Genomic DNA, 20605 nt, shown 5'->3' with positions numbered 1-20605 from the left:
TTTTTAAATGAGATGTTCAGATGTCGCCGGCGCGCCCGCGCCCTGACAGTAGTAGCCTGTTTCTGTCGTGTGATAACGCCAGAAAATATCGTCTAATGACCGAATCCGGTGCAGACCGCACCATTCGCCCACACCATACGCCGCTTCGGTAAACGCGAAGGGCGTTTCTGCATCGCGCGCGTTTGCTACGACGCCGGGCGCGTAGAGTTCAGAGATACGCTGGTAGCCGATCATCAACGGCACCAGATAACCGGGGTTAGGTTTGGGGACGTAATGCCAGTCTGCCGGATCGCCTTCACGGATATTGCCGTCTTCCGGTGTTTCGGCCTGCATTTTCAATGCAGCGAAATCGAGCCAGGCATCAAGCAGCGTGGCATCAGGCTTGTTTTCAAGAAGCGCTTGATGATGTTCGCCCAGCCAACTGCTGCGGTCGCGCAGGGCAAAGCCGGGCATCAGTTGCCACTGCAACCGACACATATCCCGACTGCTGGACGGCATCGCCATGACGGTAACAGCCTCAATATCAACAATGATACCGCCCGCTAGCCTAAGCGTTGGGCACAGCTGCATGAGGTGCTCCGCCAGATTGCGCTGCCCGTATTCGCCGTTAGGGATTTCCCCGCGACACTCCAGCAGCAATGAAACGGTCATATGCATGCGCCCCTCTTCATTAAAGGAGGCCGTTTTCGCTTCACGGGTAAGATGATTGCGGGTCAGCGCAAACTGATAGTCACGACCAGAAGAATGGGCATGGATCTGCTGCTCGTGGCTGACAACGGCACAGCCATCAATGCACAACCCATGCGTTTCGGTCAGACGGCGAGACAGCGCATGAGAGAATCCCAGAAAATGAGTAATCGCGGGAAAACCATACGTCAGCCCGGCTATCGCGTTGGCGTTTTCGACGCTGATACGGCGAAGCAGGATCAGTGAGCTCATTTAAGTGCCTCCTGGATAATTTTTTCCATCTCGCGGAGGTTAGTACGTAAACGTTCGCGGGTTTCCCATTCATGTTTTTCCACCGCACCTAAATCCGGCATCGACTTGCGCAGACGGGCGTTCAGCCACAGGGCAAAATCTTCGGCCACAGCGTCCTGCCAGTCATCTTTTTCTCGTTCAAGACGGAAGGCTTCGTCCGTTTTTGTGCGCCAGGGATCGAGCCAGAGCTGTTGATGGCGTTTCAGATCGGGGCTGTTAAGTGTCCAGTTCTGCGTAGGTTCACGCTGAAGTTCAGATGCGATCTCGAACAGCAGATCGATAATCATATTGATGTAGCCATCGCGGGCTTCACGGATACGAAAATTGGTGTAATCTCCCGTTTTTGTTAGTAACGAGACAAGTAGCTGAATGTGACTCCTCGCACGGCGGTCAAATTGCCCACCCGAAGCGAAAACGGAACGTAAACCCGCAGGCGGCTTGTCTGCCCTTTTCCACTGCGGTGGCTGGCAGGATAGTAGCCAGCTACGCCCGCCCCGCACGCTGTTCAGATAGGAAATATTTTGCGGTTTGGTGCCACCGAAGTGTATTTCCGCTGAATCCGGGAATAACGTCAGCGCAGAAGGATGCCAGGTTTTCTCACGACGCGCTTTCCAGATGGCTTTAACCTCATCACCAAAACGAAAGGCGATCATTTTCTGGTGCATGTCGTGAACAAGCGAGGTGGCAAATAACGGGCTTAAGAGATGGTAACCTTCTCCTGCCGGAAAATACCCCTGTTTCGCCAGCCTGTGGGAAGCGGGTTCGCCGGGCGTAAACGCGCGGGAAAAACCCGTAATCCATTCACTCAGTTGACTTGCGTCATCGGTAAAAGCGGCCAGCGCAGCGTGCTCGCCACGTTTCAGACTGGCGAGTAGAGAATCGCCATCTTCTACCCGCGTTTGCAGCAGTTTCGCGACGTCCAGCGCAGCTGCGTTACCCACCGCATCCGGTTCCAGACCTGACAAGGCAGCGGTGCTGAGATACCCTTCCTGCGCCACTGCCTCGCTGTACATACTGCTACTTTTTGAATCCCCATGGGTGAATTTCGCCGCGTGGGTCACAAGGTTAATTTGTCCGGCTCGCTTCGCTGCATCCGTCAGCCATGCTTTCGGCTCATAGCGAAGCTCCAGTTCCCGGCGTTCTGCCGCGAGCGTTGCGCTAACTGTATCGCTGCGCTTTGCGGCCTCTTTATCAAATGCTTCCAGCTTTGTTTGTCGTCGTCCGGCGATGTACTCAGCGATGAAAGCGCTTAGTGCTTCAACTGACATACTGTCTCCTGGTTTTTTATAGAAATTCCCTGAACACACCCAACACCGGGTGATACAGCCATTGCTCTGCTTCCTCCTCCCTGGTCACTCTCAATGTAATTTCGCCATACCGTCGCGACACCGCGTTCAGCTCCATTTGCTTCGTTTCGGCCAGCGCCTGTAATACCTCGGCATAATCAATTGCAATCCACGGCTCTACGCCGTCGGCCATGGACAACGCCTGTTCGCAAAATCCTCCCGCAGGTTTTAACACCCCGTTTTCCTGCATCAGGCAAAACTCAGGTTCATCGCCTTCCTCTTCCATACTCAAAAAGAACGTTTCCTGCGGTGAAGCGCGGCGAAACGGCGTCCGCCGCTGCAATTCACCGTTCCACGTCAGCGGCAGTCGCCACCACGACGCGGCTACCGCATCGGACTTGTCGTCTCCGTCCAGCAGAGCAGCGCGCAACCGTGCATGCTCCAGCGCCGCCAGCGCATTGCCGGGCAGATTTTCAACGATGCGCGGAATCGCATTCAGCGTGCGATAGCCTTCTTCATCGATCAGTTCATGAAGTTCGTGATGAGGCAGCGTATGGCGCTCAGTTTCAAAACCAGGTCGGCAGTAGGCCACCGTCTCCCCGCGAAGCGCGCGAACGTTGCGTTCCAGAATCACCAGATTTTCGCGCTCAGGAACGATCTGACGGTGGCGCTGAATACGGCCCGCAAACTGGATCAGCGAGCGCATAGAGCTGGGCTCGATAATTCCCCAGTCGGCATCAAAATCGCGCCCAACCTCGAGAACGGATGTTCCGAGCACGACAAAAAGATGGTGCTGTTCCGGTGACGTCAGCGCCTGCTTAACGTCAGGCAACTGCCAGACCCGCTCCGGCTCGTGCCGCGTGAACGCGGCATCAAGTCGTTTTTCAATCGCCGCACGCACCGCCAGCGGGTGCTGGCTGTGGTACACGCAATAATGAATGCGGTAATTGTCCGGAGAAGGTAAGGCCATCAGCGCCCGCGCGACGGCAACCAGCGGATTGATATTCGCCATCCGCACCAGACCAAAGGATACGGTTTTGCCACTTTTATGCGTGCTGTGATGATCGCCATGCAGCGCGATTGTTTGCTGGTACAGCGTCTGCGCTAACGCAGAGACAACATCCGCATTGCGGGAAGCGTGCGGCTCCACGGCGGCAAGTTTACCCAGACGAAGCCGGGGCTGGTCAGGCAGACGTTTAATCCGCTGCCTGACAAAATCGCCATGCGCCTGACAAAAATTCGCGTCGTCAGCCACGTCCTGCGACTGCGCGCCATACTCATCAAACCAGGCGCAACAAATACTCGTCGGCCTGTCCGACTGACCGCTCGCGTCCTGCCAGGCTTTGCGCCCTTCCCGATAGGCTTCAAACAGCGCTTCTGTTAATGCAGGGGGCAGCGTTGCAGAGGAGAGCAGCACGCGAGAGCCGAGCATGCCCGCCCAGTTAACCAGCCGACAAAGGGCGTGCAAATCATCAACGTCAAAATCATCAGGCTCATCAAGCACCAGATCGCTGGTCATCAGGCGCAGCATGGCGGGGATCTGCCTGCCGCCGCGCACGCCTTCCGTGGCAGGCATCAGATGATCGATAGTTGTCACCAGGACCGGGGCACTGACCAGACGGTTGAGCGCCGGTTCTTTCGCCAGCCACTGCTGGGCGATCCCGCTGCTGGTCGCCCCTTCGTAATGCACATAATGATGGCTGGCGAAGAACGCTTCATCGCTGGCGCTGCTGGTATCTTCAGCATCATTACCGTGATACAGCTCCTTTACTGCTGCAGCACCGGTCACGACGGCCAGCGCGTCGTCATCAAGCCCCAGGCGCGACTGCAGAGCCTGACCCGTTTGCAGCGTCAGCGTGCGCAACCCCAGCGCCACGCTGAAACGACATCCCGCCTGCTCATCTGCCAGCGCGTACATAATTCGGGCATTGGCGAAGGTTTTACCACATCCGGTCGAGGCCATATTGATGCCGAAGAAGCCCTGCTCGGCACTCTTCTCGCGCAGGGACGACGCCACGTTCCACGCGTCGTTTTGCCAGCAAAAGCGCTTTTCTTTCGCCCTTTCCCGAAACGTTTTATGCCGGGCGATGGCGGGTAACGAACGGCGCAACGCGGGAAGAGAACGCCCCATCAATAGCGCCTGATGCGCCACGCCAACATTGTGCTCATCCAGCTTTTGCTTGAGCTGCCCGGACTGGCGGTCGCTATTAGCCCACGCCTGAAAGGCATCATCCTGCCATCCGGCATACGCGGGTTGAGAGGAGTAAACGTGATCGGCCAGCATCAGCGCCAGGCGGGCGAGATGTACAGTGAAGAGATTATCCAGCGATCCCGCATGAAGCAGCGCGGGAAGATTTCGGATGCGTTTGCCAATCTGCCGGGCCTTCTCGCGCCAGGTTTGGCTTTTTAGCGGCGTACCGTGGGGGAATTTCCAGACATTTTTAAAATCACGCTCTTTCCATGGATGTTTTTCGGTGGATTTATGATTAAGCGAGTTCCAGTCCGCGTTCAGCTGTTTCTCAATCCAGCCTTCACTGTACAGTAATGAGGTTTTTGCCGGGTGCGGTTGAGGTAAACGGTGGTGCGATAGCATTAGCCACGCCACTACCCTCGCCACAGGAGGTAATTTTTCAAGTGGGCTATTGCTCCACTCTGCCCTGTCCATCTTCAGCGCTTTCAGCATGGCCTTTTCGTCAGCGGCTTTTAGCTGAGTGAGGGATGTCAGCCACTGCTCATCGGTTTGCTCACCTACAAACGCCTCGAACAGACGAACCGAGATCCACTCATGGCGATACGGCTGACAAAGGTGCTGACTTTCCCCCTTAAGCGTCTGCTGAAAGCACATCCCTGCTTTACCAAAATCATGAAACAGCCCGGCAATCGCCGCCAGCAGGGCGATATTTTCCGCACTTTGCCAGCGATGTTCGCTGTCATTGCGGATAATTTGCAGCGTTGTGCGATTTGTTGGCACGCGCCCCTGCGCGTTAAAACGACGCAAGTTGCCCACTATCCACAGCAGTTCGGTTTGACCGTTTTTTTTCAGCCAGTGGCAGGCCACGGCGGTGTTACGACGCGCCGTTTTACGCAGCAGCTTGCGCAGCGTGATGGCACCTTCCATCGTAATTGTCGTCTGCCATGCCGCGTCACCCGTACGCTCTGCGAACTGATCGATAATCTGACAGCTTTGCTCACGCGCACGTTTGGTACACCGAGAGATAATCAGCACATTCATTTTGTGTTCCCCGCCAGCGAGTGCGAGGTTTCCTGCAAGGTAGTAATCATCACGTCCAGCGCATCAGCCTGTTGAAACGCGTTGATGCAGCGCTGACGAAACTGTTGATTATCCTCACCCTCCATCGCCGCAATAAATGCCTGCGGCATAACGAGGGCGTCTTTGATTAAATCGGCAATATCAAAAACCAGCCCTCCGCGTCGGGTTTTGCCGTGCATGACAGCCAGACCATGAGGAATGCCCGTCACCCAGGCCGCGACAGCCGCCAGCCCGTAGGCGAGATAGTTGCCCTGATCGAGAAAACGGTTCGCTATATCCGCCCCGCCGCCCCGTTTGGCGCGCGTAAAGCTGCCGTAGCCCACCGTCTGGCTGGCAAGTTTGTAGAGCGATTTTGTGAGCTGTGCTTCCTGGAGCATCAGCGACGTGTGGTCCTGTGCGTTTTCCATGCCCTCTTTCGCACGCGCCAGAATAGTATTCAGCGCATCCCGTTCGGGCTGAAAAGACGTTTCCCGCTGCATCCGCAGCCCTGCCCACTGTTTTTCGATTTGCTGTAAACGGATAAACTGAAACTGCTTTGCCGCCTGCAGACGTTTTTCTTCATCAAACCAGAATGAGACCCAGTTTTGTAAATATGCGGTCGGGCGGTATTCGCTTTGCGGGCTGAGCCATGAGACATCGATATCCACCTCGTTCGCGGAATAAAGCGGCGTGCCGTCCGTTCCGCAAAAGCCGACCATTACCCCTGCTCGGGCAAACTCCCGCATTGCCATTTGCGTAACGGATGTTCCCATTCCCAGCATCACCGCGGTGGTATTGGCGATGGGAATATTCCAATAAAATGACTCCTTGCCTTCCTGAGTGGCGTATTCAACGCGTCCCCCATTTACCTGGATGCGACATTTCTCCAGGTAATAAATGTTGGAGCGCTTTGAATGCAGAATGGTTTTTAAGTCGGTAGGGGTGATGCTGTTTGTAGGCATAGCAAGGGCTTTTATTTCAAAGTGTTGTATGCATTGCATGTTATCGGAGACAAGATGAAAAAAAATGTGACGGGTATCAAATGAATACTAATTACAGTTATAATTGAGATAAAAAATAACTCTACCTACTTCAATCATTATTTTCACCAATGATATATACGTAATAATATAATTCACCCGTGAATATTTACGTGTATACGTTTGAAAAAAAGCGAGAGCTTGAATACTTCCACTTATAAAATTGACATAACGAATATTTACTATAAAGAGGGGGGCTGCCTGTACGGCAGTAAACGTTTTATTGCGGAAAAATTCGCAGTCGAGTTTTTCTAAACTGCCTGTACAGCAGTTAAGCAGGAAGAACGTCGCTCATCTTAATGTCAGGAAATAAATTACGCAACTTCTCTTCCCAGCCAGGTTCAGAAAGGTGTCATTGATACAGACGCTTAAAAAAGCGCCTGTAAGCATAACAAGAGTCAGGGGGTCTCACCATAAATTTCATTGGCTTTTTCACTTGGCCACTTCTGGAGCGGGCTACACGAATACGTCTGAGGACCAAGGGCAAGGCTATAAGAAACCTCATCTTTATCATTTTTTGAGCTCCCCCAGACTATATCAATTTCGTTATCTTCGCGGGCAACAAAACTCTTTGACAGGTTATCATATTTGGCGGGAATGAATTTCGCATAATTCATCTCCTCGGAAGATTGCTCGGATGAGAGAAATAAATCCAGATTATGTGTTTGTTTATTCTGCAGGCCGATCAAAGTAGAGTGATTTGCAAGCATAATAACTTCCACATCGATATTTTTCCCACAAACCTGATGACTTTCGGCTTTAAGTTCCCCCATGAGAGGTATTACAACCGCATTACTGGCTAATGGAAGAAAAAGAATTGTTGTCATAATAACCCATTGGAATTTCATATACTTCTCCTTGTTTTTGACGGGGAAAGAATAACTCAAAGGTATTTTATTTCCAGGTTAAAAATGCCAAGTCCCCATACAGGGTCAACATAATGAAGAGGTGACGTTTAGCTCAGCATTAAAACGGGCATTCGCCTGGTAGACTCGGTTATGATTGCCGATGGTTTTTATTCTGCCTGTGCGGCAGTGAACATAACGGTTCTACTCGTTTAGCAATTGAAGATTTTCTAAGCTGCCTGTACGGCAGTGAACTTGTCATGTAGCTCAGTAGCGAGCCGCTTGTCTTTCTAAGCTGCCTGTACGGCAGTGAACAAAAACACGGTTAAGTACCATCCCAGCTGCCTGTACGGCAGTGAACGGGGGTTCTAGCGGGGGTGAACCGCGCGTTGTTTTCTAAGCTGCCTGTACGGCAGTGAACCTGCGGTCGGTCCGGTTGCCGCCGCCCAGCGTTTTCTAAGCTGCCTGTACGGCAGTGAACGCTAATTCAACCCCATCCCCCTTTTGAGGCCACTTTCTAAGCTGCCTGTACGGCAGTGAACATTCAAGTGCTCGCGCCAGCGCGAACGTCAGCTTTTCTAAGCTGCCTGTACGGCAGTGAACCACATTGACGACTATTTCAAAGTTAAAATTTGTTTCTAAGCTGCCTGTACGGCAGTGAACTCATGCGGCGCGCAAAAGAGATGGAGAGCAGCTTTCTAAGCTGCCTGTACGGCAGTGAACAGGTGCTCGGGGTTGAACCTCCCGCTTCTCCCTTTTCTAAGCTGCCTGTACGGCAGTGAACGGTCTTCCGGTTACAAGACCACTTTCGATGCTTTTCTAAGCTGCCTGTACGGCAGTGAACCATGCACACCCGCACGGGGCGACGGCTGCACATTTCTAAGCTGCCTGTACGGCAGTGAACTACGACCAGCCCTCCGCGTGAGGACGCACGGGTTTCTAAGCTGCCTGTACGGCAGTGAACGATAACAGGCCGACATGGTATCGCATCGAGTGTTTCTAAGCTGCCTGTACGGCAGTGAACTGAAAGGAAACAACGCCATCTTATTGTTAGCAAACAAAATAATCAACTTTTACGCATAAAACCCTTTTTTCTGGAACAGAAATTCTCACCATATAAATCAATATGTTACGTAAGCATCAGAAAAAAGGGTTTAAACCAATAGCGTCAGAGGAACTCCCCCGACGCCTCAGATTGCACTCAGGAAATAATGTGAATTACCTTTCTGCACGTTGAGGTGCAACGACATCAGCAGCCATCGAATGCGTAATGTCATGAAGGAGCCCCGTCAGGTGCGGCAACATATCGCGGTCAAAATGCGACACCAGCAGTACGTGGTTTAACGCCCGGCAGTAGTCGCATTTCGTTTCTGTATCTTCCAGCAACCACTCTTTTTGTCGCGGTTGTTCCGCTTCGTCCTCAAATTCCACCACCTGAAAATCACGCATTGATTCAGTGAGGCCGGATTTCACCTCTTCCAGGTAAGCTCCGAGACAACGGCAAACGGGCTGCGTTTGCGGGAGTGATTTGCAGTCGAGGAGGATTTCGGTGAGCAGTTTGCAGCGCTCGGCAAGGGTTGGGAGATCGGGGTCGAGGGAGAGTTCGCTGTAGAGTTGAGAGATAGACTGGTTTTCCATATTCATAATTTCCATATTAGATGCTGAAAACTACCACCAGAAACGCCAACTTCGGGTGGCAGACTGAACCGGTTTGGCGTACCGACCATATGGAAAATCGGCGCTTCAAAAGAAGCCCCGGTTCAGCCCACCATATTTGAAGGTACGGATTATACCGCAGCTAAAAAAAGAGTGAACGAAACCAGTGACGTTGCTGCGAGCAACATCTTTCCATATGTGTGCAATCAGGACGCCAATCCCGGCACCTGATTTTGCAGGTGCGCCGCCATTTTATTACTGTGGTTTTATCCAGCAACTGACTTCGAAGGAAACTGGAAAGCGCCTCGCAAAATTCCTCGGCGGCCTGTTCCCCTCACCCTAACCCTCTCCCCAAAGGGGCGAGGGGATTGTTCACTGCTCGCATTAATTTGTGGACATTCCTCAGCCCACAGGGAGAGGAGGAAAAGCGGGCACAAAAAAGCCGGGTTAAAAACCCGGCTTTTGAACTAAAACAACTCAGTGAGCCGCTTCCGGCTTGTGCTTCGCCGCGCTCTGGAAATCGTACGTCAGCTCGTTCTTCGCCTGGTCCAGCGCCACGGTCACCTGGCCGCCATCCACCAGCGAGCCAAACAGTAGCTCGTTCGCCAGCGGTTTCTTCAGGTTGTCCTGAATCACACGCGCCATCGGACGGGCCCCCATCGCGCGGTCGTAGCCTTTCTCGGCCAGCCAGTTGCGGGCCTCCTGGCTCACTTCCAGCGACACGCCTTTCTGATCCAGCTGAACCTGCAGTTCGACGATGAACTTATCCACCACCTGATGGATCACCTCGGTAGACAGATGATCGAACCAGATAATGTTGTCCAGACGGTTACGGAACTCCGGCGTGAAGATCTTCTTGATCTCCTCCATCGCATCGGTGCTGTTATCCTGGTGGATCAGGCCGATGGATTTACGCTCGGTTTCACGCACCCCGGCGTTGGTGGTCATCACCAGCACCACGTTGCGGAAGTCCGCCTTGCGCCCGTTGTTGTCGGTCAGCGTCCCGTTGTCCATTACCTGCAGCAGGATGTTGAACACGTCCGGGTGCGCTTTCTCGATTTCATCAAGCAGCAGTACCGCGTGCGGATGCTTGATCACCGCGTCAGTGAGCAAGCCGCCCTGGTCAAAGCCCACGTAGCCCGGAGGCGCACCAATCAAACGGCTGACGGTGTGGCGCTCCATGTACTCGGACATATCAAAACGCAGCAGCTCAATGCCCAGCGCTTTGGAGAGCTGAACCGTCACCTCGGTTTTACCCACGCCGGTCGGACCGGCGAACAGGAAGGAACCGACAGGCTTGTGGTCATGCCCCAGTCCGGCACGGGCCATCTTGATCGCTTCGGTTAAGGCCTCAATGGCTTTATCCTGACCAAAGACCAACATTTTCAGGCGATTGCCGAGGGTGCGCAGCGTGTCGCGGTCGCTCTGAGAAACGCTCTTCTCAGGGATACGCGCGATGCGGGCCACCACGGACTCAATATCCGCCACGTTAACGGTTTTCTTACGCTTGCTGGCCGGCATCAGACGCGCACGCGCCCCTGCCTCATCAATCACGTCAATCGCCTTATCCGGCAGATGACGGTCGTTGATGTATTTCACCGCCAGCTCCACCGCCGCACGGACCGCTTTCGCGGTGTAACGCACGTCGTGGTGCGCTTCGTACTTCGGCTTCAGGCCGTTGATGATCTGCACCGTTTCCTCGACGGACGGTTCGGTCACGTCGATTTTCTGGAAGCGGCGCGCCAGCGCACGGTCTTTCTCAAAGATGTTGCTGAACTCCTGGTAGGTGGTGGAGCCAATCACGCGGATCTTGCCACTGGAGAGCAGCGGTTTGATCAGGTTCGCGGCATCCACCTGGCCACCGGAGGCCGCACCTGCGCCGATGATGGTGTGGATCTCATCGATAAACAGGATGCTGTTGGTATCCTGCTCCAGCTGTTTCAACAGCGCCTTGAAGCGTTTTTCAAAATCACCGCGGTATTTGGTGCCCGCCAGCAGCGAGCCGATATCCAGCGAGTAGATGGTGCAGTCGGCAATCACTTCCGGCACGTCTCCCTGCACAATGCGCCAGGCAAGACCTTCGGCAATCGCGGTTTTACCCACGCCTGACTCACCCACCAGCAGCGGGTTGTTCTTGCGGCGACGGCACAGCACCTGGATCGCGCGCTCCAGCTCTTTATCGCGACCAATCAGCGGGTCGATGCCGCCAACGCGAGCAAGCTGATTAAGATTGGTGGTGAAGTTTTCCATACGATCCTCCCCGCCTGCTTGCTCTTCATTGTTATTGACCTGATTGCTGGAGTCCGATGCCTGGTTAGGCTCGTCTTTGCGCGTTCCGTGAGAGATAAAGTTAACCACGTCGAGGCGGCTGACTTCGTGTTTGCGCAGCAGGTAGGCAGCCTGTGACTCCTGCTCGCTGAAGATGGCGACTAAGACGTTTGCGCCAGTCACTTCGCTACGTCCGGAAGACTGGACGTGGAATACCGCGCGCTGCAGCACGCGCTGGAAGCTGAGCGTCGGCTGCGTGTCGCGCTCCTCTTCACTGGCTGGCAGCACCGGTGTGGTTTGTTCGATGAAGGCTTCGAGTTCCTGACGTAGCGCCACCAGATCCACGGAGCAGGCTTCCAGCGCTTCGCGGGCAGATGGGTTGCTAAGCAGTGCGAGCAGTAAATGCTCGACGGTCATAAACTCATGTCGGTGCTCACGCGCTCTGGCGAAAGCCATGTTTAAACTGAGTTCCAGTTCTTGATTGAGCATAGGCACCTCCCCCAATTTTATGCCTTATCAGGCCTTTTCCAGCGTACACAGCAACGGATGCTCGTTCTCCCTCGCATAGTCGTTCACCATCGCCACTTTGGTTTCCGCCACCTCGGCGGTAAAGATGCCGCAGATAGCTTTGCCACGATAATGAACGGTAAGCATCAGTTGCGTTGCACGTTCTACATCATAAGAAAAGAACTTTTGTAGCACGTCAATAACAAATTCCATCGGCGTGTAATCATCGTTCATTAACATAACTTTATACATAGATGGCGGTTTTAGCGCGTCACGCACTTTGTCTTCCGCCAGCTGGTCAAAATCCAGCCAGTCGTTGGTCTTACCCATTTTGCATAACCACTTTGAATCTACCTCAGATGTTAGATAACAATCATCTATTACTGTCATCCGCGATGTCTGTCACAAACTGTTGCAATAGCGTTAACTGCTTCAAACTTTGGTTGATTATTGTCCCAACTCCAGCGCCAAACGCTTGACGACGTCTTTCGTTTATCTAAATTGTACAAGCGTGAGATGGCGAGGTTTTGAACAGCCCCCACTCCACCACCGGTTCATTCCATCTTAATTTATAAGATTTACGAAGGATGTCGAAGCATGGAAATGGGTACTGTTAAGTGGTTCAACAACGCCAAGGGGTTTGGCTTCATCTGCCCCGAAGGCGGCGGCGAAGATATCTTCGCTCACTATTCCACCATTCAGATGGATGGTTACAGGACGCTCAAAGCCGGGCAATCCGTCCGGTTCGATGTACACCAGGGGCCAAAAGGCAATCATGCAAGCCTTATCGTACCCGTTGAAGCAGAAACGGTTGCATAGCTCTCTGTTTTATTGTGTACATCCCGCAGTCAAAATGCCAGCCCGATCGGCTGGCATTTTTATTTTCGGGTTATTCCCGAGCCAGCGCGTCCACCGGATCCAGCCGCGCCGCGTTGCGCGCAGGCAGCCAGCCAAACAAAATGCCGGTAAAGGTGGAACACAAAAATGCGGTGAGTATCGCCATCGGCGAGAAGCCAATCTCCCAGCCGGGTAAAAAGAGCTGGAGCGCAAAGGCAATCATCATCGAGAGCGCAATGCCCATCGCACCGCCCACCAGGCACACCAGCACCGCCTCAATCAGAAACTGCTGGAGCACGTCGCTGGCTCTGGCCCCGACCGCCATGCGGATGCCAATCTCCCGGGTGCGTTCGGTCACCGACACCAGCATGATATTCATCACCCCGATACCGCCAACGACCAGCGAGATCACTGCCACCAGCGTCAGGAACAGCTGAAGAGTACGTGTGGTCTTTTCCGCCGTTTTCAAGAGGCCGTCCATATTCCAGGTGAAGAAATCCTTCTTCCCGTGGCGCAATTTCAACAGCCGCTCCAGCTGCTGTTCCGCCAGCGCGCTGTCATAGCCCTCCTTCACGCGCACGGTGATGGAATTGAGCCAGGACTGGCCCATAATCCGCCCGGAGATGGTGGTATACGGCAGCCAGACGCGCAGGATCTTGCTGCTGCCGAACATCGACTGTTTCTCTTCCGCCACGCCAATGACCGTGGCAGGCATATTGCCGACCAGGATCACTTCGCCCACCACGTTCGCTTTATTGGGGAAGAGCTGCCTGCGCGAGTTCGCGTCCAGCACCACCACCTGCGCCCTGCCCGCCAGCTGTTCGGCGTTGAAGGTGGCGCCTTCGCTGAAGGTCATGCCGTAGACGTTAAAGTAATCGCCGCTCACGCCGTTAGCGCTGGCCGCCACGTCGATATTGCCGTAGCGCAGACGCAGGTTTTGCGAGACCGCAGGCGTGGCGGAGTTAACCCACGGCTGCTTCTGAATCGCCGCCAGATCGTCATACTTCAGCGCCTGCTGATACTGCGGCTCGTCGTCGCCAAAGTCTTTGCCGGGATAAACGTCGATGGTGTTGGTGCCGATAGCGCGAATATCCGCCAGCACCAGCTGCTTGGCCGCGTCGCCCACCACCACTATCGACACCACCGAGGCAATACCGATGATGATGCCGAGCATGGTCAGCAGGGTGCGCATTTTATTGGCCGCCATCGCCAGCCAGGCCATGGTCAGCGCTTCACGAAAGCCGCTGGAGAACTGTCCCCAACCGGTCGAAGCAGGCAGCGCTTCCTTCGGTGCCGCCGTTCTGGCCTCGCGCGGCGGCGGGTTGCTCACCAGCTCACCGTCGCGGATCTCGATAATGCGTTCGGCCTGGGCCGCCACCTGCGGATCGTGGGTAACGATAATCACCGTGTGGCCCTGATCGCGCAACTGATGCAGGATCGCCATCACCTCTTCGCCAGAATGGCTGTCGAGCGCTCCGGTCGGTTCATCCGCGAGGATCACCTGCCCGCCGTTCATCAGCGCACGTGCAATACTCACGCGCTGCTGCTGGCCGCCGGACAGCTGCGACGGCTGGTAATCCACCCGCTCCGCCAACCCCAGACGCGTTAACAGCCCCTTCGCGCGCTCAAGGCGTTTCTTCCGCTCAACGCCCGCATACACCGCGGGCACCTCTACGTTTTGCGCCGCGCTAAGGTGAGAGAGCAGATGGTAACGCTGGAAGATAAAGCCAAAGTGTTCCCGGCGCAGCTTCGCCAGGGCGTCGCCGTCCAGCGTTGAGACGTCCGTCCCGGCCACGCGGTAGGTACCGCTGGTGGGCTTATCCAGGCAGCCGAGAATGTTCATCAGCGTCGATTTACCAGAACCCGAGGCGCCTACTATCGCCACCATCTCGCCCGCCTCCACCCGCAGGGAGATGCCCTTCAGCACCTCCACCGGGCCGTCGCCCGACGGATAGCTGCGACGAATGTCATTCAGCTCAAGCAGCGCGGTCATTTAGCGGCTCCGGGCAGGCTTTCGCTGACAACAACCTCCTCGCCCTCTTCCAGCCCTTTTACCACCACCACGTCGGTGTCGTTGCGCGCGCCAATCACCACCTCGCGCTCGCGCGTCTCGCCGTTGCGCAGCACTTTCACCTTATAGCGATTGTCCCCGGCGGATTCACCCAGCGCGGAGAGCGGAACGGTCAGCACGTTCTTCACGCCGGTCAGCTGGATATGCACCTGGGCGGTCATGTCCAGACGCAGCACGCCCTTCGGGTTCGGGACTTCGAAACGCGCATAGTAGAATATGGCGTCGTTAACCTTTTCCGGCGTCGGCAGGATATCTTTCAGCACGCCTTCGTAGCGGGTTTGCGGGTCGCCGAGTACGGTAAACCAGGCGTTCTGCCCCGGCTTAAGATGGATCACATCCGCCTCGGAGACCTGGGCCTTCACCAGCATGGTGCTCATGTCCGCCAGCGTCAGAATGTTTGGCGCCTGCTGGGCGGCAATTACCGTCTGGCCCTGCAGCGTGGTAATTTGCGTCACTTCCCCGGCCATCGGCGCGACGATCTTTGTGTAATCAAGGTTGGTTTTCGCCGTATCCAGCGAGGCCTGATTACGCTTGATTTGCGCGTCAATCGTACCAATCTGCGCCTGTTTCACCGCCAGTTCAGTCGCGGCGGTGTCTAAATCCTGCTTTGAAATAGCCTGGGTTTTCGCCAGGGCCTGCTGGCGGGTCAGCGTTACCTGCGCCAGGTTACGCTCTGCCTGCGCCTGCGCACGCTGCGCGCGCAGCTCCATCAGCGTAGCTTCCACTTCGCGGATCTGGTTCTCAGCCTGCTCGGGATCGATAACGCCAAGCAGCTGGCCTTTTTTCACCTTGTCGCCAATCTCTACCGACAGCGTTTTCAGCTGGCCGCTGACCTGCGCGCCGACGTCAACTTTGCGCAGCGCATCAAGTTTGCCCGTCGCAAGGACGTTTTGCTGCAGTTCACCGGGACGAACGATTAGCGTCTGGTACTGCGGCACAGGCGCGTTGAGCACCTGCCATAACCAGAATCCACCGGCTACAATCACCAGCGCCAGCAGCAGAAACAGCGTTCTGCGTTTTCCCTTGAGGTTCATAAATATTCCAACTAAATGTTCTGGCAATAATAAACGTTGATTCTATCTAAACGACTCCTTAACGAAACCCCCGTTCTCCGAAATCACCTTAATTTGTTTACAAGACGTTGATATTTCCCCTGCTGAAATAGCGGTATTCCAAAAGACTCAGGATTTATCATGTCTTCTATCGTCGATACACCTCTTTCAGACCTGACGCAGCCGACATCCGGCTGGCAGCTCTTCAAAAACCTGGCCTTCGGTAAGATCGCGCCCGGCCTTGCATGGCAGAACCCCGCCTATCGCCGTAAGTTCATGCTGCGTTCGCTGGCAACGCCCGTGAGCACGTCTCGCCTGTTAACGAACCTCGCTAAGCAGCCTCGTCTGATGCAGATGTTGCAGGTGCAGCCCGGTCTGCCGTGTCGGCTTCACCGTCCCTGGCTGACGGTGAAAATGGACCGCCAGCATGCGCTGGAATCCCTGAACTGGCACTATGAGGCCATGAGCCGCCAGCTTCCGGCCACGCTCCTGAAGGGCTATCTTTCGACGCAGGGGACTACGCTGCTGACCTTAACCGGGAAAGATGACCAGCCATTTACCGTCCGCCTGTGTGCCGATGCGTTCCTGGATAAAGAGGGCGAGGCCACCCTCACCTTCTGCGACGGTCAGAATACGGTGCTGGCGGAGCTAACCTTTACGCTCTGCCAGTTTGAAGGAAAATCGACGCTGTTCATCGGCGGTTTGCAGGGCGCGAAAGCGCATGTTCCCCATGAGCAGATCCAGAAAGCGACGAAGGCCTGCCACGGCCTGTTCCCGAAACGCCTGCTGGTTGAAGCCGCCATGACGTTCGGCGCCGCATTCCCGGTCGCGCAGATCGTTGCCGTCAGTAACGCCACCCATATTTATCGCAGCTGGCGCTACCGCAAGAAAAAAGAGGGGAAACTGCTGGCCGATTACGACAGCTTCTGGAGTTCCCTCGGTGGGGAAAAACAGGATAGCGGCCACTTTATGCTGCCGCTTGCCATGCCGCGTAAACCGATGGACGAGATTGCGAGCAAAAAACGTTCTGAATATCGCCGCCGCTACGCGCTGCTGGATAGCCTCATTCAGCAGGTAGAACAGGCAACCCGGCGTTAATCCGCCCTTCCGCGTGCCAGCCACAGCACGCGGGAGAACATTTTACGCAGCAGCGTCGGAACGGCCTCCACGCCCCGCCTTCCCGCTTCCGTCGCCACTTCAATGGCTAAATCCGGTTTTGACGAACGGTGAATAGCTTTGGCGATCACGCGCCGCATGTTCATTGGTACGTCGATCGGCACCATCGCAATGCGGTGGAATACGTCGTCAAAGCCCTGACGGTACATAAAATGCTCCATGTCCATCGCGGGCAGCATCGTTAGGTGGTCGCGCTCTTCTTCGCGCTCGTTGTTCAGCAGGCTGCGCACGGTTGAGGCATATTTTTTCCCCGCCTCGTCACCGTCCACCAGCACATGCCATTCAATTCCCATTCGGCGGGCAAATTTTATCAGCGGTTTTAATCCCGACTGGGCAAATTCGATGACCTTAATGCCCTCTGCATCAAAATGATGGCCGCACTGGCGCGCCAGTTCGTTGATGACCCAGGTTTCCGTTTCCCCCTCAACCAGCAGCCAGCAGCGGGCAAAGAGCGACGAAGCGCGATTAAAGCGGATGTGAAACGCGATACGCCGCCCGTCTTCGGCATTCATCCCGCCGGGTCCGAGGCGGTACGCGGATACGCGGGAGGACTCGCGCACCAGACGGCAGATGTGCTCCACCGGCGTCAGCGATAGCAGTTCACCGGAATTGGTGGTGGTAATCCGCTGGAGCGGCAGCAGATTGAGCAGGTGCCATGCCACGGAGAGCATGATGGGGTGCAGGCGCGTTTCCGGGTCTTCCACCAGCAGCAGCGGCCGGGCGTCCCGGTCAAGACGCACGGTGCCCTTCGCCTGCAGAAGCGTTGAAAACAGCCCCAGTAAAATCACCCGATGGGTACGCCCGCCGGGCCGGTCAATCATCCGGTTGATGATGTCGAGATAGCGCCAGCTGCGCTGTTCATCATGAGAGCGGCGGCGCATCAAACGATGGCGGGACTCCGACGTGCCCTGCTCGGAAAAGTAGTGCTCCAGCAGCTGCACCATCGCGGACAGCCCCTGACGAATTTGACCATCGGTAAGATTCTGCGGACGCGACACCAGCTCTCGCGCCAGAAAATCCAGCTCGCGGGCGGTGACTTCCACTTCCGGCATGTTCGGTACGGTGCCGTTACGAATACGGCGCATAAAGCGCGCATCGCGCAGGCGTAACACCGGCGTCAGGCGGATCAGATGACGCGCAAGATCGTCGATATTCTCCAGCGGGATCGGGTTGGCTTTCTCGTCGAGGAATTCACGCAGGGTCAGCACCCCCTCGTTTTCCGCCATCTCCCCTTCCAGACGGTAGAAAATCCGGTGGAAACCATCGTCGCAGGGCACCCAGCAGGGCGACAGCGGACGGAAGCGACGCACGCGGTGACGGCCGGGCTCGGATTCGCGGAACGTCAGGATGATATGCAGATGCTTCTCGCGGCCCGTCACGTCGCCGGGCGGGAACCAGAAATCATCGTGAACAAAGTGGTACAAATCATCTTCGGGTGAAAGCAGCAGCGTCAGCGCATCCAGCAGGCTGGACTTACCCCACGCGTTCTCGCCGATCAGGACGTTGTTCTGCTCCAGCTGAAGCGACAGGCGGTTAATACCGCGAAACCCGACAATTTCCACACGTTCGAGAAGCATAAATCCCCCGCGAAATGATCACTTTTTCCTTTAAGTTATCAGCAGTATAGCGGCAGGAATCCTGGCACGACAGCAGAACATTCATCCTTGCGAGATTTGAACTATGCTCTATTTACCGCTGACTTGAACAAGGATTGACATCACATTGCCTTAAATCAAATTAATCGAATTTATTTAAGTGGCGAAGGGGTGTTGTTGGTTTTTAAAATACGGGCTCTTTGAGTCGTCATCCCTTTATGGCGATATATCCCGCGCGCGGGAAAACGCGTGGAAAATAATTTTGAGGTGGTTATGTTTAGAAAATTGGCAGCAGAGTGCTTTGGTACATTCTGGCTGGTATTTGGTGGTTGCGGTAGCGCCGTTCTGGCAGCAGCATTCCCTGAATTAGGCATTGGTTTTGTCGGCGTCGCGCTGGCGTTTGGTTTAACCGTATTAACCATGGCGTTTGCCGTAGGGCATATTTCCGGCGGTCATTTTAACCCGGCGGTGACATTAGGTTTATGGGCGGGCGGCCGTTTCCCGGCAAAAGAGGTTATTGGCTACATCGTGGCGCAGGTGGTTGGCGGTATTATTGCGGCGGGCGTTCTGTACGTCATTGCCAGCGGTAAAGCGGGCTTTGACGCAGCGGCCAGCGGCTTCGCCTCTAACGGCTTCGGCGAACACTCTCCGGGCGGTTATTCCATGCTGTCTGCCATCGTCATTGAAATTGTGCTGACCGCAGGCTTCCTGCTGGTGATCCACGGCGCAACCGACAAATACGCGCCAGCAGGTTTTGCGCCTATTGCCATCGGTCTGGCGTTGACGCTTATCCACCTGATTTCTATTCCGGTCACCAACACCTCCGTGAACCCGGCGCGCAGCACCGCGGTGGCCATTTTCCAGGGCGGCTGGGCGCTTGAGCAGCTGTGGCTGTTCTGGGTGATGCCGATCGTCGGCGGTATTCTGGGCGGCGTGCTTTACCGCACCCTGCTGGAAAAACGCGATTAATCTATCCCTCCCTCTCCCCGTGGGAGAGGGCCGGGGTGTGGGCAACAGGCCGCACATACAAGCCGGGTAAGGCGCAGCCGCCACCCGGCTTTCTTTTGCCGCTTTACTGAATAGCCTTTATTGGGTAGTGTCTCTGGCGCTTAACGAATACTCAAAAGGACCGGCTGTTCATGTTTTCAGGACTCCTCATTATTCTGCTGCCCCTGATTGCGGGCTATCTTATTCCGCTGCGTCATGAATCGGCCTTAAAGCTTATCAACCGTTTTCTCAGCTGGATTGTTTACGTCATTCTGTTCTTTATGGGGATCAGCCTGGCCTTCCTGGATAATCTGGCGACGAATTTACTTTCCATCCTGCATTATTCTGCGGTCACCGTGGTGGTTATTTTGCTGTGCAATATTGCCGCCCTGCTGTGGCTGGAACGCACTATTCCGTGGAAAAATAATCACCACCAGGAAAAGCTGCCCTCCCGAATTGCAATGGCGCTGGAATCATTAAAGCTCTGCGGCGTCGTGGTGCTCGGATTTCTTCTGGGCCTTACCGGATGGACATTTTTACAGCACGCGACAGAGGCCAGCGAATATACCCTGATCTTCCTGCTGTTCCTGATTGGCATTCAGCTGCGAAATAACGGCATGACGCTGAAACAGATCGTCCTGAACCGTCGGGGAATGATCGTTGCCGTTATGGTTGTCGCCAGCTCAATGGTGGCGGGCGTCATTAATGCCTTTATTCTCGATCTGCCTCTGAAGACCGGCCTGGCGATGGCCTCCGGGTTCGGCTGGTACTCCCTCTCCGGTATTCTGCTGACCGAATCCTTCGGCCCGGTCATCGGCAGCGCCGCCTTCTTTAACGATCTGGCGCGAGAGCTGATTGCCATCATGCTGATCCCGGGTCTGGTTCGCCGCAGCCGCTCAACGGCGCTGGGCTTGTGCGGCGCGACGTCGATGGACTTTACCCTGCCGGTCCTTCAGCGTTCAGGCGGGCTGGAGATGGTGCCCGCCGCCATCGTACACGGCTTTATTTTAAGTCTGCTGGTTCCGGTTATGATGGCCTTCTTCTCCGCCTGATACTT

15 protein-coding genes and 1 CRISPR repeat array are annotated in these 20605 nt (G+C 55.2%); of the genes, 4 read left to right on the top strand and 11 right to left on the bottom strand.

Features of this window, described 5'->3' with window-relative positions:
- Positions 1–3: 3 nt before the first annotated feature.
- The 8 genes from csy2 to clpS form a co-directional block, all read right to left on the bottom strand.
- Positions 4–939 (bottom strand): type I-F CRISPR-associated protein Csy2, encoded by a 936-nt coding sequence (gene csy2, locus AC4ICF_RS07930; protein WP_491466203.1) that lies wholly within the window; start codon positions 937–939, stop codon positions 4–6.
- Positions 936–2246 carry a type I-F CRISPR-associated protein Csy1 gene (csy1, locus tag AC4ICF_RS07925; protein WP_316380036.1) on the bottom strand — a complete coding sequence of 437 codons (1311 nt, stop codon included), beginning with the start codon at positions 2244–2246 and terminating at the stop codon, positions 936–938. Before csy1 ends, csy2 begins: the two co-directional genes overlap by 4 nt.
- A 16-nt stretch (positions 2247–2262) precedes the next feature.
- Positions 2263–5496 (bottom strand): type I-F CRISPR-associated helicase Cas3f, encoded by a 3234-nt coding sequence (cas3f, locus tag AC4ICF_RS07920; RefSeq protein WP_316380035.1) that lies wholly within the window; start codon positions 5494–5496, stop codon positions 2263–2265.
- Complete coding sequence (cas1f, locus tag AC4ICF_RS07915; protein ID WP_316380034.1) at positions 5493–6476, bottom strand: type I-F CRISPR-associated endonuclease Cas1f; 984 nt, start codon at positions 6474–6476, stop codon at positions 5493–5495. The genes cas3f and cas1f overlap by 4 nt, the downstream gene beginning before the upstream one ends.
- A gap of 476 nt (positions 6477–6952) precedes the next feature.
- Complete coding sequence (locus AC4ICF_RS07910; RefSeq protein WP_316380033.1) at positions 6953–7402, bottom strand: hypothetical protein; 450 nt, start codon at positions 7400–7402, stop codon at positions 6953–6955.
- Positions 7403–7566: 164 nt separating this feature from the next.
- A CRISPR array of direct repeats spans positions 7567–8423; the repeat unit is 28 nt; unit sequence TTTCTAAGCTGCCTGTACGGCAGTGAAC.
- Positions 8424–8617: 194 nt separating this feature from the next.
- Positions 8618–9052: a hypothetical protein gene (locus AC4ICF_RS07905; protein ID WP_407065509.1), complete on the bottom strand. Its 435-nt coding sequence runs from the start codon at positions 9050–9052 to the stop codon at positions 8618–8620.
- A 480-nt stretch (positions 9053–9532) separates the two neighbouring features.
- On the bottom strand, positions 9533–11812 hold the full coding sequence (gene clpA, locus AC4ICF_RS07900; protein ID WP_008499992.1) for an ATP-dependent Clp protease ATP-binding subunit ClpA: 2280 nt from the start codon (positions 11810–11812) through the stop codon (positions 9533–9535).
- 27 nt (positions 11813–11839) lie between these two features.
- Positions 11840–12160 (bottom strand): ATP-dependent Clp protease adapter ClpS, encoded by a 321-nt coding sequence (gene clpS, locus AC4ICF_RS07895; protein ID WP_006174393.1) that lies wholly within the window; start codon positions 12158–12160, stop codon positions 11840–11842.
- A gap of 267 nt (positions 12161–12427) precedes the next feature.
- Here clpS and cspD point away from each other — a divergent pair, with 267 nt between their 5' ends.
- Positions 12428–12649, top strand: coding sequence for a cold shock-like protein CspD (gene cspD, locus AC4ICF_RS07890; protein WP_006809408.1), 222 nt, complete (start codon positions 12428–12430; stop codon positions 12647–12649).
- Positions 12650–12719: 70 nt separating this feature from the next.
- Here cspD and macB read toward each other — a convergent pair whose 3' ends face one another.
- Both macB and macA read right to left on the bottom strand, forming a co-directional pair.
- On the bottom strand, positions 12720–14660 hold the full coding sequence (macB, locus tag AC4ICF_RS07885; protein ID WP_316380032.1) for a macrolide ABC transporter ATP-binding protein/permease MacB: 1941 nt from the start codon (positions 14658–14660) through the stop codon (positions 12720–12722).
- Positions 14657–15772 carry a macrolide transporter subunit MacA gene (gene macA / locus AC4ICF_RS07880; protein ID WP_061098716.1) on the bottom strand — a complete coding sequence of 372 codons (1116 nt, stop codon included), beginning with the start codon at positions 15770–15772 and terminating at the stop codon, positions 14657–14659. The genes macB and macA overlap by 4 nt, the downstream gene beginning before the upstream one ends.
- Before the next feature lie 159 nt (positions 15773–15931).
- Here macA and AC4ICF_RS07875 point away from each other — a divergent pair, with 159 nt between their 5' ends.
- Complete coding sequence (locus AC4ICF_RS07875; RefSeq protein WP_316380031.1) at positions 15932–16888, top strand: VirK/YbjX family protein; 957 nt, start codon at positions 15932–15934, stop codon at positions 16886–16888.
- Here AC4ICF_RS07875 and AC4ICF_RS07870 read toward each other — a convergent pair.
- Positions 16885–18543, bottom strand: coding sequence for an ATP-dependent endonuclease (locus tag AC4ICF_RS07870; RefSeq protein WP_192982963.1), 1659 nt, complete (start codon positions 18541–18543; stop codon positions 16885–16887). The genes AC4ICF_RS07875 and AC4ICF_RS07870 overlap by 4 nt on opposite strands.
- A 291-nt stretch (positions 18544–18834) precedes the next feature.
- Between AC4ICF_RS07870 and aqpZ the strand changes: the two genes are divergently transcribed.
- Positions 18835–19530 carry an aquaporin Z gene (aqpZ, locus tag AC4ICF_RS07865; protein WP_014831264.1) on the top strand — a complete coding sequence of 232 codons (696 nt, stop codon included), beginning with the start codon at positions 18835–18837 and terminating at the stop codon, positions 19528–19530.
- 170 nt (positions 19531–19700) lie between these two features.
- Positions 19701–20600, top strand: a complete 900-nt coding sequence (locus tag AC4ICF_RS07860) for a LysO family transporter (protein ID WP_116340996.1) — start codon at positions 19701–19703, stop codon at positions 20598–20600.
- Positions 20601–20605 lie beyond the last annotated feature (5 nt).

Source organism: Enterobacter sp. ECC_219_Taxon_10, from assembly GCF_058354905.1.
The sequence above is the reverse complement of the archived record's forward strand: the minus strand, read 5'-3'. Positions and strand labels throughout refer to the sequence as shown.